Source organism: Streptomyces sp. NPDC051315, from assembly GCF_044455165.1.
Classification (GTDB): domain Bacteria; phylum Actinomycetota; class Actinomycetes; order Streptomycetales; family Streptomycetaceae; genus Streptomyces.
Genome location: NZ_JBITEN010000012.1, coordinates 1 through 17,494, shown reverse-complemented (window position 1 = coordinate 17,494; position 17,494 = coordinate 1). Strand labels below are relative to the sequence as shown.

Here is a 17,494-nt window from a genome sequence, read left to right as displayed (position 1 = left end):
GCGATTTGGCAAGAAGCGCAGGTCAACAAGGGTGGTGCGATATGTCACCCCGGTCACTCCACCACGTGCCGCCCCTCCGGACGCGCACTGCACGACGCCCGGAACGCGCAGTGTGTGCAGTGCTGCCCCGCCGTGGGCGTGAACCGCTCGTCGAGGACCTTGCCGGCCGCCGTGGCGAGCAGTTCGCCGACCCACTCCCCCTCCAGCGGCTCCTGCGCCTGCACCTTGGGCAGGCTCTCGCCGCCGTCCCGTTTGGCGGCACCCTGGCGCAGCTGGACGAGTTCGGCACCGCCCGCCTCGGGACGCACGCCGTCGAAGGCCTCGTCGACGGCGCCCTCACGGACGGCGAGCTGGTAGACGGCGAGCTGCGGGTGGTGCTCCACCTCGCGCGCGGTGGGCGCCTGTTTGCCGGTCTTGAAGTCCACGACGTAGGCGCGGCCCTCGCCGTCCGCCTCGACGCGGTCCATCTGGCCGCGGATGCGCACCTCGTAGTCGCCCGCCTCGAGGGTGACGTCGAAGTCGTGCTCGCTGGCGACGGGGGTGCGTCCGGTGCGGTCCATGACGTGCCACTTCAGGAAGCGTTCGAGCGCCACGCGCGCGTGCTCCTTCTCCTGCGCCGACTTCCAGGGCGCGTCGAAGGCGAGCGCGTTCCACACGGAGTCGAGGCGTTCCATCAGGACGTCGAGGTCGGCCGGGGTGTGTCCGGAGGCGACCTCGTCGGCGAGGACGTGCACGACGTTGCCGAAGCCCTGGGCGGCGGTGGCGGGCGCGTCGGCCTTCACCTCGCGACCCAGGAACCACTGCAGGGCGCAGGTGTTGGCGAGCTGGTCCAGGGCGCTGCCGGAGAGCACGACGGGTTTGTCGCGGTCGCGCAGCGGCACCTTGCTCTCGGTCGGTTCGAACATGCCCCACCAGCGGTAGGGGTGCGCCGACGGCACCAGGGGCCGGCCGTCCTCGTCGGTGAGGGCGGCGAGGCGGGCGAGACGGCGCGCCGCGGCCTCCCTCAGGGGAGCGGAGGCGCGCGGGTCGACCGTCGTGGCGCGCAGTTCCGCGACGAGCGCCGCCACTGCCAGGGGGCGGCGCGGGCGGCCCGTGACGTCCTTGGGTTCGACGCCGAGTTCGGTCAGGAACCGGGACGGCTGGTCGCCGTCGTCGGCGGGCGCCTTCACCGCGGTGACGACCAAGCGGTCACGCGCGCGCGTGGCGGCCACGTAGAACAGGCGGCGCTCCTCGGCGAGCAGGGCGCCCGGGGTGAGCGGCTCGGCGAGTCCGTCGCGGCCGATGCGGTCGGCCTCCAGGAGGGAGCCGCGGCGGCGGAGGTCCGGCCACAGCCCCTCCTGGACGCCGGCCACGACCACCAGGCTCCACTCCAGGCCCTTGGCGCGGTGCGCGGTCATCAGGCGTACGGCGTCGGGGCGCACGGCGCGCCGGGTGAGGGTGTCGGCGGCTATGTCCTCGGCCTCGATCTCGGCCAGGAAGTTCAGGGCTCCCCGGCCGCCGGTGCGCTCCTCCGCGCGCGCGGCGGTGGCGAACAGCGCGCACACGGCGTCGAGGTCCCGGTCGGCGTTGCGGCCGGCCGCGCCGCCGCGCCGGGCGGCCCGTTCCAGGCGCGCGGGCCAGGGAGTTCCCTCCCACAGGTCCCACAGCGCCTCCTCGGCCGTACCGCCGCCCGCGAGCCGCTCACGGGCCTTGCGCAGCAGCGCGCCGAGACGCTGGGCACCGCGCGCGTACACCGGGTCGTGCGTGACCAGGCGCTCCGGTTCGGCCAGCGCCCGTGCGAGCAGCTCGTCGGAGGGCGGCGGGAGCGGGTTGCCCGCGGCCCGCTCCTCCTCGCGCAGGGCGCGTCCCAGACGGCGCAGATCGGCGGCGTCCATGCCCGCGAGGGGAGAGGCGAGGAGGGTGAGGGCCGTCTCGGTGTCCAGCCAGCACGGGCCTGCGGCGGCGGGGGCGGAGTCCTGGCGGCCCGCGACGGCGGGAGCGGGCGGCTCGTCGTCCGAGGAGGCGGAAGCAGGCCCCACGTCGTCCCCAGGGGCGGAAGCCGGCAGCTCGTCGTCCACGGAGGCGGAAGCCGGCAGCTCGTCGTCCGCAGAGGCGGAAGCGGACGGCTCGTCCCCTGCGCCGGCAGCGGGGCCAGTGTTCCCGGGGGCGACCGCAGCCCCGGACGCCCCGGCGGCGGCCTCGGCCGCCTCGTCGTCGTGCTCCGGCCGTATCCCCGCCTCCGCCGAGGCCACCGCCCGCAGGGCCGTCAGCAGGGGCGCCACCGCGGGTTCGTGGCGCAGGGGCAGGTCGTCGCCGTCGATGTCGAGGGGGACGCCGGCGGCGGTGAGGGCGCGGCGGACCGTCGGGATGGAGCGGGAGCCGGCGCGCACCAGGACGGCCATCTCGCGCCAGGGAACGCCGTCCTCCAGGTGCGCCCGGCGGAGGATGTCGGCGACGTTGTCCAGCTCGGTGCCGGGCGTCGGGTACGTGTAGACCTCGACGCGGCCGCCGTCGCGCACCGGGGCGAGGTCGCGGTGGGCGCGCACCTTCTCGGCCGGGAGGCGGGTCAGCGGCATGCGCTGGGTGAGCAGCCGGGTGGCGGCCAGCAGCGCGGCGCCGGAGCGGCGGGAGGTCCGCAGGACCTCGACGGGGGCCGGGCGGCCGTCGAAACGTGGGAAGGCGCTCGGGAACTCCAGGATGCCGTTCACGTCGGCGCCCCGGAAGGCGTAGATCGACTGGTCGGGGTCGCCGAAGGCGAGCAGGGTGCGGCCGCCGCCGGCGAGGGCGTGCAGCAGCCGTACCTGGGCCGGGTCGGTGTCCTGGTACTCGTCGACGTACACGGCGTCGTACTGCGCGGCGAGGCGTGCGGCGGCCTCGGGGCGGCGGGCGAGGAGGACCGCGCGGTGGACGAGTTCGGCGTAGTCGATCACGCCGTGCAGGTCGAGGACGTCGAGGTACTCGGCGAGGAAGGAGGCCGCGGCGCGCCAGTCCGGCCGGCCGATACGGCGGGCGAAGGCGTCCAGGGCCGCCGGGTCCAGGCCCAGTTCGCGGCTGCGGGCGAGCACCGCGCGGACCTCGTCGGCGAAGCCGCGCGTGGTGAGGCAGGCCCGCAGGTCGTCCGGCCAGCGCACGTGCGCGAGGCCGAGCCGCTGCAGGTCGAGCTGCCCGGCGAGCAGGTCGCGGACGGCCACGTCCTGTTCGGGACCGGACAGAAGCCGCAGCGGTTCGACGAAGAGGTCGCTGTCCTGGTGGGCGCGGACGAGGGCGTAGCAGTACGAGTGGAAGGTGGTCGCCTGGGGCGCGCGGGCGGCGCCCATGCGCAGCGCCATCCGGTCGCGCAGCTCGACGGCCGCCTTGCGGCTGAACGTCAGCACCAGGATGCGCGCGGGGTCGCCGCCGCGGGCGATCCGGGCGGCCACGGACTCGACGAGGGTGGTGGTCTTTCCGGTGCCGGGACCTGCTAGGACGAGCAGCGGGCCGGCGGCGTGGTCAACCACGGAGCGCTGGGCGGCGTCCAGACGAGGGGGATCCACCCGCTCCGGCGGGGTACGTACCAGCCGGTAAGCGCCACGGTTCCCCTGCCGTCCCTGAGGGGGTGGCAGGCGCCTGGTGGAGGAAGAGGAGCTCACGTGGTTCGCCGGTCCTGGTGGGTGTGCTGGTTGGCAGACGGCCGCTCGTGGCGGGCGGTGGTCGGGGGATGAGGGGGACGCGTGACGGCGACGCTACGCCGACGGACGGTCCGCAAGGGCAGCTTCCGGTTCTTCCCTCACGCCCCGTGCGGCCCGCCCACCACGCGTGCCCCTCACCCCTCGAACGTACGCCATGTCACGGACGTGCCCCTTTTCCCCCGTACGGGCCACAAGGTCCCGCTGGGCGGGTCCGATGGCGGAAGCTGTCAGGTGTGACCCTCCGCGCGTCCGCCGCCGTCCCATCGCGCGCGTCTCATGTCGAGGCGCGGCAGATGGCCCTCGGCGGCCCTGCCCGCCTCCTTCAGGGGCGTGCCCTCCGCGCGGTAGTGGCCGAGGGCCCGCAGCTCGTGGCCCGGAAGCAGCACCCCGTCGGCTCGCACCACGCGCCACCAGGGGACGGCTCCCCCGTAGAGGGCCATCACCCGGCCGACCTGCCGGGGGCCTCCCTCGCCGAGCCACTCGGCGACGTCCCCGTACGTCATGACCCGCCCGGGCGGGATCAGCTCGGCCACGTCGAGGACCCGCTCGGCGTACTCCGGCAGCGTGTCGGTGTACTCCGGGCGGGCGTCGTCCGGAAGGCTCTGCTCGCTCATCCGCCCCATCCTGCCCCACCCCACCGACAATGCGACGGGCCCGCGGTGCGTGACCCTCGCCCCGCGGCGACCGTTCGGGCAGACTGTGCGGCCCCGCGTTTGCACCCTGATGCCCCCGTGTGTCGGTGGGGCATGCCACCATCGTGCGGGCGGTGACCGGTGATACGAGATCAAGAAGAGACGATGAAGCAGCAGGGTGTGCATCCCGAGGACGCGGAGGGCACCTCTGACGCTGCGTCGCGCCCGGACACCGCCGACGCGGCGGGACAGGACTCGGAGTTCGTCGAGGTGACGCACATCGACGAGGTCGAGGGCGACGAACCGCTGCTCCCCGCGCGCGTGCACCGCCCGTCCGACCTGATGCGGCTGCTGGTGGGTGTGCTCGGCGTCATCGTCCTGCTGGGCATCGCGGCGTTTGCGCACGGAACGACCTCGGGCCTGGAACAGGACATCAACAAGGGCACCGGACAGGCACCCGACCTGCTGATCAAGATCGCGGGGCTGGCGTCCAGCATCGCGATCCTGCTGGTGCCGGTGGCTTTCGCCATCGAGCGGCTGATCAAGCGCGACGGCCTGCGCATCGCCGACGGCGTCCTCGCGGCGGTCCTCGCGCACGGTGTGACCCTCGCCACCGACCTGTGGGTGGCCAAGGCCGCCCCCGGCTCGATCCAGGAGGCGCTCACCCAGCCCTCCCCCGGCGACATCCACGCCCTCACCGACCCCGTGCACGGTTACCTCGCGCCGGTCATCGCCTATATGACGGCCGTGGGCATGTCACGCAGACCGCGCTGGCGGGCGGTGCTGTGGATCGTGCTGATGCTCGACGCGTTCTCGATGCTCGTCACCGGCTACACCACACCGTTCTCGATCATCCTGACCGTCCTGATCGGCTGGATGGTGGCCTACGGGACGCTGTACGCGGTCGGCTCGCCGAACGTCCGCCCCACCGGGCGGACGCTGATGGCCGGTCTGCGCCATGTCGGCTTCCGCCCGGTGAGCGCCGCGCGCGAGGAGCTCCCGGCCTCGGACACCGCGGAGACCGGTGACCGGGGCCGGCGTTACTTCGTGACCCTGGAGGACGGTCAGCCGCTGGACGTCACGGTGGTCGACCGCGAACAGCAGGCGCAGGGCTTCTTCTACCGGGCGTGGCGCAACCTCACCCTGCGCGGCTTCGCCACCCGCAGCAGCCTGCAGTCGCTGCGCCAGGCACTGGAGCAGGAGGCCCTGCTGGCCTACGCGGCCATCGCGGCCGGCGCCAACGCGCCCAAGCTGATCGCGACCTCGGAGCTCGGCCCCGACGCCGTGATGCTGGTCTACGAGCACACCGGCGGCCGTACCCTGGACTCGCTGCCGGACGAGGACATCACCGACGAGCTGCTGCGGGACACCTGGCACCAGGTACGCGCCCTGCAGTCCCGGCGCATCGCGCACCGCAGGCTGGTGGGCGACGCGATCCTGGTGGATCGTTCCGGCACGGTGATCCTCACCGACCTGCGCGTCGGCGAGATCGCGGCCGGTGACCTGTTGCTGCGCATGGACACCTCCCAGCTGCTCGTGACGCTCGGCCTGCGGGTCGGGGCCGAGCGCGCGGTCGCGACGGCGGTGAGCGTGCTCGGTCCCGACGCCGTGGCGGACTGCCTGCCCATGCTCCAGCCCATCGCACTGAGCCGCTCCACGCGCGCGACGCTGCGCAAACTGGCCCGGGAGCGGGCCGAGCGCGAGCGCGAGGCGGTACTGGAGGCGTCCCGGCTGTCCAAACAGGCCCGCCAGGAGGCAGCCGGACACGACACGGAGCCGGCCCTCGACAAGCCGGGCAAGAAGGCGGAACGCGCGGAGGCGCGGGCCGAGAAGCGGGCCATCGACGAGGCGCTGGAGGAGGCCCGTGAGGAGGATCTGCTGACGCAGATCCGGCACGAGGTGCTGCGGATCCGGCCCCAGGCGCCGGTCGAGCCGGCCCGGCTGGAGCGCGTGCGGCCGCGCACCCTGATCAGCTTCATCGCCGGCGCCATCGGTGCGTACTTCCTGCTGACGCAGCTCACCCACATCGAGTTCGGCCCGCTCGTCGCCAACGCCGAGTGGGGCTGGGTCGCCGCGGCCGTGCTGTTCTCCGCGCTGAGCTACGTCGCCGCCGCGATGAGTCTGCTCGGGTTCGTGCCGGAGCGGGTGCCCTTCCTGCGGACGGTGGCGGCGCAGGTCGCCGGGTCGTTCGTGAAGATCGTGGCCCCGGCCGCGGTCGGCGGCGTCGCCCTCAACACGCGCTTCCTGCAGCGTGCCGGGGTGCGGCCGGGGCTCGCGGTGGCCAGCGTCGGCGCCTCTCAGCTGTTCGGGCTCGGCTGCCACATCCTGATGCTGCTGTCCTTCGGCTATCTGACTGGCACCGAGAAGACGCCGTCGCTGTCGCCGTCCCGCACGGTCATCGCGGGTCTGCTGACGGTCGCCGTGCTCGTGCTCGTCGTGACCTCGGTGCCGTTCCTGCGGAAATTCGTCGTCACGCGCGTGAGGTCGCTCTTCGCGGGTGTCGTGCCGCGCATGCTGGACGTGCTGCAGCGGCCGCAGAAGCTGGTCACGGGCATCGGCGGCATGCTGCTGCTGACCGCCTGCTTCGTGATGTGCCTGGACGCGTCGATCCGCGCGTTCGGCGACGAGACGACGTCGATCAGCATCGCCAGCGTCGCCGTCGTCTTCCTCGCCGGCAACGCGCTGGGCTCCGCCGCGCCCACGCCCGGCGGCGTGGGCGCGGTCGAGGCCACTCTGACGGTCGGTCTGATCGCCGTCGGCCTTCCCAAGGAGGTTGCGGCTCCTGCCGTGCTCCTGTTCCGGCTGCTGACACTGTGGCTGCCGGTGCTGCCGGGCTGGCTGGCCTTCAACCACCTGACCCGCAAGGGCGCCCTGTAGCGCCACGGGGGACGCCCGACAGCGACTCACCCCCGGCGCCCTCCCGGACCACGACGGGACGCACGCCGGCGACCGCGCCCCGTGGTCCTCCCGGGCCCCGACCGGACGCACGACAGCCCGGCGCCCGGGCCCCGACGGGACGCACGACAGCCACCTCACCCCGGCACCCCGGGCCCCGACCGAACGCCCGACGGCGACCGCGCCCGGTCCCGTCGGGCCACGCCCGGACGCACGACGGCGGCGTACCTCGTACGGACCGCGCCCCGCGCGCGGGAGCGGGCGCGACTCCAGGATGGGATCATGCCGAACCCCTCCCGCCTGCGCGTCGCCGCCCTGGCCGCCGCCACCGCCGTCCTGCTGACCTCCCTGGTGGCCGGTTGCGGCGACGACTCCGAGGACGAGGACCTGACGGAGCAGGAGCTGGAGTGGAAGGACTGCCCGGCCCCCTCTCAGGCGGAGGGCGGCGGCAACGCACCGTCCCCCTTGGCGAACGGTGACGAGTGGCAGTGCGCCACCATGAGGGCGCCCCTGGACTGGGACGAGCCCGAGGGCGACACGATCGGCATCGCGCTGATCCGGGCGGAGGCGAGCGGCGACAAGAGCGGGCGGATCGGTTCGCTGCTGTTCAACTTCGGCGGCCCGGGCGGCTCCGGCGTCACCGCGCTGCCCGCCTTCGCCGAGGACTACGCGGCCCTGCGCACCCGCTACGACCTGGTGAGCTTCGACCCGCGCGGAGTCGGCCGCAGCTCCCCCGTCCGCTGTCAGAACGACCAGCAGCTCGACGCCTACTTCCAGCAGGACATGACGCCCGACGACTCCGCCGAGCGCTCGACGCTGCTGGACAACACCCAGGAGTTCAACGAGGCCTGCGAGGAGAACTCCGAGAAGATCCTGCCGCATGTGCGCACCACCGACACGGCCCGCGACCTGGATCTGATGCGCCAGGTCCTCGGCGACGCGAAGCTGCACTACTTCGGCATCTCCTACGGCACCGAACTGGGCGGCGTCTACGCCCACCTGTTCCCGAAGAACGTCGGGCGGGCCGTCTTCGACGCGGTCGTCGACCCCACCCAGACGCCGGAGCAGGGCTCGCTCGGGCAGGCCAGGGGCTTCCAGCGCGCGCTCGACAACTTCGCCGAGGACTGCACGTCGAAGACCGAGGACTGCCCCCTCGGGGACACCGCCGAGGACGTGAAGAACCGGATCGCCACGTTCCTCACGGACCTCGACCGCAGGCCGATCCAGGGCATCTTCCCCCGCGAGCTGACGCAGAGCGCCGCCACCAACGGCATCGCTCAGGCGCTGTACTCGAAGGACTTCTGGGAGTACCTCACGGAGGGTCTGGAGCAGGCCTACGCCGGCGACGGCAGGACCCTCATGCTGCTGTCGGACTCGATGAACGGCCGCAGGGAGAACGGCGAGTACAGCAACCTCGCCGCGGCCAACATCTCCATCAACTGCTCCGACGACAAGGCGCGTTACTCCGTCGACCACGTGGAGCGGAGACTGCCCGAGTTCCGGGCCGCCTCCCCTCTGTTCGGGGAGTTCCTGGCCTGGGGCATGCTCAGCTGCACGGACTGGGCGGTGCCGGGCGCCGCCGATCATCCGGTCGTGTCGGGCGCCCGGTGCGGCGCCGATCCTCGTGATCGGGAACACCGGCGACCCGGCCACCCCGTACGAGGGAGCGCGGAAGATGGTGGCCGCGCTGGGCAAGGGCGTCGGGGTCGAGTTGACGTACCGGGGACAGGGACACGGCGCGTACGACAGCAAGAACAAGTGTGTGCAGGCGGCGGTGAACGGCTACCTGCTGGACGGGAAGGTGCCGGCCGCCGGGACGGTCTGCTCCTGAGGCACACGCGGCGGCCTGGCTCGGACCTCACCCCGAATCGCGGACAAACCACCAGGTCAGACGGTTATCCACAGGCTGCGACGGACGCGGCGTGATCCGCCTACTATGGCCTGACAGCCGTCCGCCGCCCGGTGCGGACGGTTCCGCGAGGGGGGAGTGCACATGGCGCGATTCGTACGGTGGACGGCGCTGGGCGCCGCTGCCGCGCTGCTGGCGTCGGGCTGCAGCAGCGGCACGTCGGACGGGGGCGAGGACGGCAAGAGGAGTGCGACGGGCGCGCGGCCGTCGGCCGGCTCCTCCGGGACGACGGGCGCGTCGGCGGCCCTGCCCGCCTCACTGACCGGGCAGAAGCTCGACTGGGAGCGCTGCGAGGACAGCTCGGACTCTCCCGCGCCGAGCAGCGAGTGGCGCTGCGCGACGCTGAAGGTGCCGCTGGACTGGTCGAAGCCTGACGGGAACACGATCGACCTGGCGCTGGTCCGCGCCAGGGCCAGTGGCTCCCAGGGCGAGCGGATCGGCTCGCTCCTGTTCAATTTCGGCGGCCCCGGTGGCTCGGGTGTGTCGACGCTGCCGGCCTACGGCTCCACGGTCTCGTCACTGCGCGAGCGCTACGACCTGGTCAGCTGGGACCCGCGCGGGGTGGGCGCCAGCGAGGGTGTCCGCTGCCGCAGCGACAAGCGGATACAGGCCGCCGAGTCGGTCGACTCCACGCCGGACACCACGGCCGAGGAGCAGGCCTACCTCGACGACGCCGCCGACTTCGGCGAGGGCTGCGAGAGGGCCGCGGGACCGCTGCTGGCCCACGTCTCGACCACCGACACCGCCCGCGACATGGACCTGATGCGCCAGGTCCTCGGCGACAAGAAGATGCACTACTTCGGCATCTCCTACGGCACCGAACTGGGCGGCGTCTACGCCCACCTGTTCCCGAAGAACGTGGGACGGCTGATCCTCGACGCCGTGGTCGACCCGAGTGCCGACACGGTGGGCCACGCGAAGAACCAGGCGAAGGGCTTCCAGCTGGCCCTGGACAACTACCTGAAGTCGACCGGCCAGGACCCCGAGCAGGGCAGCGCGAAGATCGCGGACCTGCTGAACCGGATCGACGCGAAGCCCCTGCCGACGTCGTCCGGACGCAAGCTGACGCAGAACCTCGCGGTCACCGGCATCGTCCTGCCGCTGTACAGCCAGGAGGGCTGGCCCACCCTGACCAGCGCCCTGGAGTCGGCCGAGCAGGGGGACGGCTCCGAGCTGCTGACGCTGGCCGACGCCTACAACGAGCGGGACTCCTCGGGGCGCTACGGCACGACGACCCACTCGCAGCGGGTCATATCGTGCCTGGACGAGAAGCAGCGGCCGACGCTGGAGCAGACGAAGAAGCTGCTGCCGGAGTTCGAGAAGATCTCGCCGGTGTTCGGCACCTTCCTGGGCTGGGACACGGCCGGCTGGTGCCACGACTGGCCGGTGGCCGGGCAGTTCGACACCCCGGAGGTGAGCGCGGCGGGCGCGGCGCCGATCCTGCTGGTCGGCAACACCGGGGACCCGGCGACGCCGTACGAGGGGGCGCGGAAGATGGCCGACGAGCTGGGCAAGGGCGTCGGTGTGCTGCTCACCTGGAAGGGCGAGGGACACGGTGCGTACGGCAGTGGGAGCGACTGCGTCGACTCGGCGGTGGACGGCTACCTGCTGAACGGCACGGTGCCGAAGGACGGCACGGTCTGCTCATGACGGCGGCGGGGGCCTCGGGCACCCGTGGTGCGCGAGGCCCCCGCCGTCAGGTCGGGCAGCTCGGCTCAGTAGACCGGCTTGCTCGGCTCGATCTGGTTGACCCAGCCGATCACACCGCCGCCGACGTGGACGGCGTCCGCGAAGCCCGCGGACTTCAGGACGGCGAGGACTTCCGCACTGCGGACACCCGTCTTGCAGTGCAGGACGATCTTCTTGTCCTGCGGCAGGCCCTCCAGGGCGGTGCCCATGAGGAACTCGTTCTTCGGGATCAGCTTGGCGCCCGGGATGGAGACGATCTCGTACTCGTTCGGCTCGCGGACGTCGATGATCTCGATGTTCTCGCCGTCGTCGATCCACTCCTTGAGCTGCTTGGGAGTGATCGTGGCGCCCGCGGCCGCCTCCTGGGCCTCCTCGGAGACGACGCCGCAGAAGGCCTCGTAGTCGATGAGCTCGGTGACCGTCGGGTTCTCGCCGCAGACCGCGCAGTTCGGGTCCTTGCGGACCTTGACCTGGCGGTACTGCATCTCCAGGGCGTCGTAGATCATCAGACGGCCGACCAGCGGTTCGCCGATGCCCGCGAGGAGCTTGATGGCCTCGTTGACCTGGATGGAGCCGATGGACGCGCACAGCACGCCCAGGACACCGCCCTCGGCGCAGGAGGGGACCATGCCGGGGGGCGGGGGCTCCGGGTAGAGGCAGCGGTAGCAGGGGCCGTGCTCGGACCAGAAGACGGAGGCCTGGCCGTCGAAGCGGTAGATCGAACCCCACACGTACGGCTTGTTCAGCAGGACGCACGCGTCGTTGACGAGGTAGCGGGTCGCGAAGTTGTCCGTGCCGTCGACGATCAGGTCGTACTGGCTGAAGATGTCCATCACGTTGTCGGCCTCGAGCCGCTCCTCGTGAAGGACCACGTTCACGTACGGGTTGATGCCCTTGACGCTGTCCCGGGCGGACTCGGCCTTGGAGCGGCCGATGTCAGCCTGGCTGTGGATGATCTGGCGCTGCAGGTTCGACTCGTCGACCTCGTCGAACTCCACGATGCCGAGCGTGCCGACGCCCGCCGCGGCCAGGTACATCAGCGCCGGCGAGCCCAGGCCGCCGGCGCCCACACACAGCACCTTGGCGTTCTTCAGCCGCTTCTGCCCGTCCATCCCGACGTCGGGGATGATCAGGTGGCGGGAGTACCTGCGGACCTCGTCTACGGTGAGCTCCGAGGCGGGCTCGACCAGGGGTGGCAACGACACGGGGACTCCGTTGGTCGGTCAATCACTACAGTTGTTCTCCCCGTAACACTGCCATGGCCATCTTCATTCCGAGACACCTGTTCCGATCCGCGAGACGATTTCGTCCCAGTAGCCGGGCAGGGTCTCCCAGGGGTCGAGCAGCCCGCCGCGGTCGGTGCGGTCGGTGAACCAGATCGTCGCCGCTCCCTGCCAGCGGGCGATGCGCAACGCCTCCTCGAGATGGCCGCGGGGCACCCCGTGCACGAAGTGGCAGAAGCGCTCGGGCGGGTAGGCGGCGGTCCACTCGGCCGCCTGCGACCAGCGGTAGTCGCTCCAGGGTCCGGAGAAGGTGACGAGCTGGTCGGCGTTCTCTGCGTAGCCGGGGAACGGGTGGGTGCCGTGGCCGAGGACGATGTGCGGCGCGCTGTGCAGCGTCCGCAGCACGCCGGTGGCGCGGCGGATCTCCGGGAGGGCCGTGCGGTCCGCCGGGCACCGGTCCAGCAGGAAGCCGTCGACCTGGTACCAGTCGAGGAACCGCTGCGCGTCGGAGATCACCTCGGGAAAGGCGCGGGCGCCGTAGGTGAGGTCCAGGTGGCCGAGGACGCGGACACCGGCGTTGCGGAGCCGTCCGACGGCCTCCAGGCAGTGCGGGTCGGGGCGGGTACCGGGTCCGTCGCCGACGTCGAGGACGACCCAGTGCAGGGGCCGGTCGGGGCGGGTGAGTTCGCCCCATTCGGTGGGCGCGACGAGGGGGTGCGCGAAGCCGGGGACGCCGAGGCCGGTGCGGACGCCGGTGGTGCCGGCTCTCGCGGTACCCGCCGGGGTGCCCGTCAGATACGACACGCCGCCTCCATCCAGATGTCGGCGAGTGACTCCTCCAGGTTGATCCGGGGCCGCCAGCCGAGCCGGTCGCGTGCCGTGCGCACGTCGGCCTGCTGCCAGCTGCCGCAGCCGTCCGGGTACGGGTACGCGACGGGGGCCGTGTGGTCGGAGTCGGCGCGGGGGTGGGCGATGGGCGACCGCGGGTGGGTGCCGGGCGGGCCGTCGAGTTCGTGGAGGGCGCCGCCGTATCCGGCCACGCGCGCGAGGATCGCGGCGGCGTCGCGCAGGCGGACGGCGCGGCCGGAGCCGATGTTGATGACGCCCTGCGCGGCGGAGAGCGAGGCGGCGTGCACGGCGCGGGCGACGTCGCGGACGTCGACGAAGTCGCGCTGGGCGCCCAGGCCGGCGAGTTTCAGCTCCCCGTCGCCGGACTGCATGGCGCGGCGCATGGCCTCGGCGAGCCGCCCGAGCGGGGAGCCGGCCGGGGTGCCCGGGCCGGCCGGGGAGAAGACCCGCAGCACGACGGCGTCCAGGCCGGAGCCGAGGACCAGCTCCGTCGCGGCGAGCTTACTGACGCCGTACGGGCCGCCGGGGCGCGGGACGGCGTCCTCGGCCGTGGAGGAACCGGGCTGGCTCGGGCCGTACTCGGCGCCGCAGCCGATCTGCACGAGACGGGCGCCGCAGCCGCTGCGGCGCAGGGCCTCGCAGACGGTGGCGACGGCGACGGTGTTGTGCCGGGCGAGTTCGCGGGCACCGCCGCGGGTGGCACCCGCGCAGTTGACGACGACCTGGGGGTGGACCGCGTCGAGGAAGCGGGTCAGCGCGCCGGGGCTGCCGGTCGCGAGGTCGAAGCGGACGTCGGCGTCGTCACCGCGGCCGAGCGCGGTGAGCTGGACGGCCGGGTCGGCGAGCAGGCGGTCGGCGACGAAGCGGCCGAGGTAACCGTTGGCTCCGATCAGCAGGACCCTCATCGTGCGGCTCCCGGGGTGTGCGCTCCGACCGCTCCGACTGCCTCGGCTGCTCCGGTCGCTCCGGTCGCTCCGGCGGCTCCGGTCGTCCCGGCTGCTCCTGTGACCGGGAGGGCTCCTGCGACCGCGGGTGCCCCGGTGGCTCCGGTCGCTCCGGATCGGGAGGTGGTCATCTCGTTTCTCCTTCGGGGGTGTTGCGTGGGTGGAGGAGCGCGTGCGTCGTGCGGTCCGTGCACGGTGGGGGTGGCGCTGCGCGCGGAGGTCGAGGGGCTGACGGTGACGGGGGCGCGGTCGGGCGGCTGCGCGTCAGCACGGCTGGTCCGTACGGGCGTGGGCGGAGGCCCTGCTGAGCGTGCGGGTCGCGTGGACCAGCAGGGTCATGGCCCCCGCTCCGCACCACAGGGCGGGGACGCCGGCCGGGCCCCAGTCGGCCAGGAGGGCGTCGACGGGGGTGGCCAGGAAGCCGCAGCCCGGCAGTCGGCCCGCGAGGACGGTGGCCAGGGCGGTCGCCTCGGCGGCGCCGACGGCCCCGAGGACGAGTGCCGGGGCGCGGGTGAAGCCGTGCACGGTCAGCAGCCGGGCGAGGAAGAGGAGGGCGCCCAGGGTGAGGGTCTGGGCGTGGGCGGCGGGCTCGCCGAGGGCCGCCGCGCAGAGGCCGGTCAGTGCGGCGAGCGCGCCCAGGAACAGCGCGCAAGTGCCGAGCAGCAGCGGCCGCGCGGAGGCGGCGAACTCCTCCAGACCGCGGCTGGCGTCGAGCCGGCGCCGGGAGCGTACGGCGAACAGGTGCGCGCTCCAGGCGGCGGGCGCGCAGGCCAGCGCGAGGGTGACCAGGGGTGCGGCGGCAAGGGGCCAGGAGCCGTCGGCGGCTCCGGTGGGCAGGTCGTCGGGGCCGCCGTGGGCGGCGGCGCGCAGCAGACCGTCACCGAGGGCCGCGTAGACGAGGAGCCAGCAGGTCCGGCCGCCGGTCCGGTGCCGTACCGGGCGGGCCGGGCCGTGCGGTCTCAGCGGGCCCCTGCGCAGGGCCGCGCGCACGGCGAGGGCCACGGCCAGGATGCCCACGGTCACCACGAACAGACGGGTCCGGCCGTGCGTGAGGCGCAGGCCCGCGACGGTCGCGGCGCACAGGGCGCCCGGCAGCAGTGTGAGCAGCGCCCAGTCGGCGCGCGCCGGCGGGGGCGTGTCGGGCGGCGCCGGGCGCGCGGGGGTGTCGCTGTCGCGGGGCACGCGGGCGTACATCTCCTCCGCGAGGGAGAAGACGTTCCGGTGCCGGAAGCGGGCGGCGGTCCGGTCGGTGACGCCGAGGGCCTCCAAGGCGGCCGCGATCTCCAAGGGGTCGACGGCTCGTTCGCACAGGTCGCGGTGGCGGTGCATCAGGGCCTTCACCGGGTCCGCGGCGCCTCGGCGGGGGGTGGGGGGCCGCTGAGGGGGCGCGTCAGCCGGGTCGCGGGGGGTGTGGGCAGGCGTGTCCGGCGCCCGGCCCGACCAGGGTGAGCCGCTCCCCTTGTCAGGGCCCTGCCCCACCTCGCTCCCCTCCTCCGCGAGCCACCCGCCCGACCGCTCGTCCCACGCACCGGGGCTCTCCGGCGTGCCGGGCCGGTCCAGTTCACCCAGTCCGCTCATCGCGCGCCCTCCGACACGATCACCGGTGACGCGCCCCTCACCGGCGAAGTGACCGGCAGGACCGATCCCGGCACCGGCGACGGGACGGGCACTGCCGACACCCCCCGCACCGGTGACACGCCCGGCACCGGCCATGCACCCGGCACCGGTGACACGCCCGGCACCGGCCATGCACCCGGCACCGGTGACACGGCCTGTAACGGCGGTTCGGGCGGCCTCGGCGGTCCGCCGCCGTGCGGGGCGGCGGTCCGCTCGCCGAGGCCGGTCCAGCGGCCCGGCAGCCACGCCTCCGCCGGGACGGCGAACGGCCGGGGCTCCCCGGCCCCGTCGAGGACGAGGCGACGGACCGGGCTGCGGGAGACGACCTCCAGGTAGATGCCGTGAAACCCCGCGACGTTCTGCTCGACCGTGAAGAGCTCGAGGGCGCGTGCGCGGGCGGCCGCGCCCAGGCGCGCACGGCGCTCGGGATCACGCAACAGCGCCACACACGCCTCCGCGAGCGCCCGCGGGTTGCGCGGCGGCACGACCAGCCCCGTGCCGCCGATGACCTCGACCACCGCGCCGACGTCCGTCGATACGGTCGCCCGCCCGCAGAACATGGCCTCGACCAGGCCCACGGGGAAGCCCTCGACGACGCTGGACAGGACGACGACGGCGCCCGCCGCGTACGCGTCCGCGAGGCCGGGCACCTCCGGACCGCCGACCTCCTCGAAGGACACGGGGTTGTCACCGACCGAGTGCGGCCCGTCCGCCTCGTCGGGGAAGAGCTGCGCGGCCAGCATCCGGCAGTGGCCGAGGTACGCCTGCCCCTCGGTTCCGCTCGGCCCGCCGATGATCCGCAGCCGGGTTCCGGGCACCTGCCTGCGGATCTCCGCGAAGGCGTGCAGCAGGGACACCAGGTCCTTGGCCGGTTCCACCCGGCCGACCCAGACCAGGGTGCGCGGATCGGCGGAGTCCGGGGCGTCGCCGACCTCGGCGAAACGGGCGGCCTCCATGCCCGGGTAGACGGTGCGCAGCTTGGCGCGGTCGGCGCCGCACCGCTCCTGCCAGCGGCGGGCGTGCGCGTTCCCGGACGTGACACACACGGCCTGCCGGTACACCTCGGCGGCGAGCCGCCCGTGGAAGGCGGCGAGCAGGGCACGCACGGCGGGGGCCGCCCCCGTGGACGGGACGACCGAGACCGCGGAGGCGACCGGGCCGACCGAGGTGGCCGGGGCGGCCGAGGCATCCGCCCCGGCACCGGAGGTCAGGTAGTGGGTCCGCAGCCGCACCCCGTACTCCGTCACCACCAGGGGCACCCCGAAGAAGTGCCGCGCCAGCAACCCCGGCAGCGCGGCGGCACCCCCGGACGCCGCATGGCACAGGTCGACCGAGCCGAGCCCGCTGGGCCCGTCGTCCTCGTACCAGTCGACCGAGAGGGGGCGCAGCAGGCGCTCCAGATCAGCGGTCACGGCGAGCAGATCGGGTACGCGCGCCTCACGCGCCGTACGGAGCGCGCCGGGCGCACGACAGGCGCGCTCCAGAGCGCGCACGGCGCCTTCCGAGCGGAGCGCCCCGACCAGGCCGCCCTCGTCGCGGGCGAGGTCGGCGAGTCCGTACAGTGCGTTGCCGAAACGGTCCGCCTGGGAAGCGAAACGGTCCCCCGAGGCGTCGGCGGAACCCCCCTCGCACAGGACGGCCACCAACTCGCCGTAGCACTCGGCGAAGCGCCGGCGCGCACGGCGCCCGTACGCCACCCCGTCGTCCTCGGCCTTCCACAGCGACGCCGTACGCACCCGGCCGACCTGCGGCGGCAGTTCGACCCGGCCGGCGGCCTCCTGGTGCTCACTGCGGCTGAGCGCGAAGAGGTCGAACTCGTGCTGCCCGAGCCCGCGCACGAGCCGGTCGCACCACAGGACGGCGTCACCGTTCACATACGGATAGCCACCCTCCGTAAACAGTCCGATGCGCACGTGTGCACCCCCGATCTCCCGTTTGGGGAGCCGTCGTTGACCCGACGGCTCACAGCGGGAAGAACGTATGCGGACAAGGCGGTGGGGGGGGGGGGGGGGGGGGGGGGGGGGGGGGGGGGGGGGGGGGGGGGGGGGGGGGGGGGGGGGGGGGGGGGGGGGGGGGGGGGGGGGGGGGG

Annotated in this window: 9 protein-coding genes and 1 pseudogene; 3 read left to right on the top strand and 7 right to left on the bottom strand. The window is 73.7% G+C overall.

Going from position 1 to position 17,494, the window contains the following annotated elements; all coding sequences use genetic code 11:
• Positions 1 to 53: 53 nt before the first annotated feature.
• Together ACIBBD_RS22815 and ACIBBD_RS22810 are read right to left on the bottom strand one after the other, a co-directional pair.
• On the bottom strand, positions 54 to 3,608 hold the full coding sequence (locus tag ACIBBD_RS22815) for a UvrD-helicase domain-containing protein (protein WP_399421323.1): 3,555 nt from the start codon (positions 3,606 to 3,608) through the stop codon (positions 54 to 56).
• Between the two features lie 266 nt (positions 3,609 to 3,874).
• Entirely contained in the window at positions 3,875 to 4,261 is a 387-nt protein-coding gene (locus tag ACIBBD_RS22810; protein WP_399421322.1) for an MGMT family protein, read from the bottom strand.
• 183 nt (positions 4,262 to 4,444) lie between these two features.
• Here ACIBBD_RS22810 and ACIBBD_RS22805 point away from each other — a divergent pair, with 183 nt between their 5' ends.
• The 3 genes and pseudogenes from ACIBBD_RS22805 to ACIBBD_RS22795 all read left to right on the top strand — a co-directional run bounded on the left by ACIBBD_RS22805 (position 4,445) and on the right by ACIBBD_RS22795 (position 10,733).
• The gene (locus ACIBBD_RS22805; protein ID WP_399421321.1) at positions 4,445 to 7,156 is read left to right on the top strand and encodes a lysylphosphatidylglycerol synthase domain-containing protein; all 2,712 of its coding nucleotides are present in this window, start codon (positions 4,445 to 4,447) and stop codon (positions 7,154 to 7,156) included.
• Positions 7,157 to 7,456: 300 nt separating this feature from the next.
• A pseudogene (locus tag ACIBBD_RS22800) lies at positions 7,457 to 9,005 on the top strand (alpha/beta hydrolase).
• A gap of 162 nt (positions 9,006 to 9,167) precedes the next feature.
• Positions 9,168 to 10,733: an alpha/beta hydrolase gene (locus ACIBBD_RS22795; RefSeq protein WP_399421320.1), complete on the top strand. Its 1,566-nt coding sequence runs from the start codon at positions 9,168 to 9,170 to the stop codon at positions 10,731 to 10,733.
• Between the two features lie 65 nt (positions 10,734 to 10,798).
• On the opposite strand, the gene moeZ is transcribed toward ACIBBD_RS22795, so the two are convergent.
• The 5 genes from moeZ to ACIBBD_RS22770 all read right to left on the bottom strand — a co-directional run bounded on the left by moeZ (position 10,799) and on the right by ACIBBD_RS22770 (position 17,318).
• The gene (gene moeZ, locus ACIBBD_RS22790) at positions 10,799 to 11,977 is read right to left on the bottom strand and encodes an adenylyltransferase/sulfurtransferase MoeZ (protein ID WP_399421319.1); all 1,179 of its coding nucleotides are present in this window, start codon (positions 11,975 to 11,977) and stop codon (positions 10,799 to 10,801) included.
• A 63-nt stretch (positions 11,978 to 12,040) separates the two neighbouring features.
• A complete protein-coding gene (locus ACIBBD_RS22785) occupies positions 12,041 to 12,799 on the bottom strand; it encodes a spherulation-specific family 4 protein (RefSeq protein ID WP_399421318.1) in 759 nt (252 codons plus the stop codon).
• Positions 12,787 to 13,749: an NAD-dependent epimerase/dehydratase family protein gene (locus tag ACIBBD_RS22780; RefSeq protein ID WP_399421317.1), complete on the bottom strand. Its 963-nt coding sequence runs from the start codon at positions 13,747 to 13,749 to the stop codon at positions 12,787 to 12,789. Before ACIBBD_RS22780 ends, ACIBBD_RS22785 begins: the two co-directional genes overlap by 13 nt.
• A gap of 303 nt (positions 13,750 to 14,052) precedes the next feature.
• Positions 14,053 to 15,366, bottom strand: a complete 1,314-nt coding sequence (locus tag ACIBBD_RS22775; protein WP_399421316.1) for a hypothetical protein — start codon at positions 15,364 to 15,366, stop codon at positions 14,053 to 14,055.
• Positions 15,363 to 17,318, bottom strand: a complete 1,956-nt coding sequence (locus tag ACIBBD_RS22770) for a DUF3492 domain-containing protein (protein ID WP_399421315.1) — start codon at positions 17,316 to 17,318, stop codon at positions 15,363 to 15,365. The genes ACIBBD_RS22775 and ACIBBD_RS22770 overlap by 4 nt, the downstream gene beginning before the upstream one ends.
• Positions 17,319 to 17,494 lie beyond the last annotated feature (176 nt).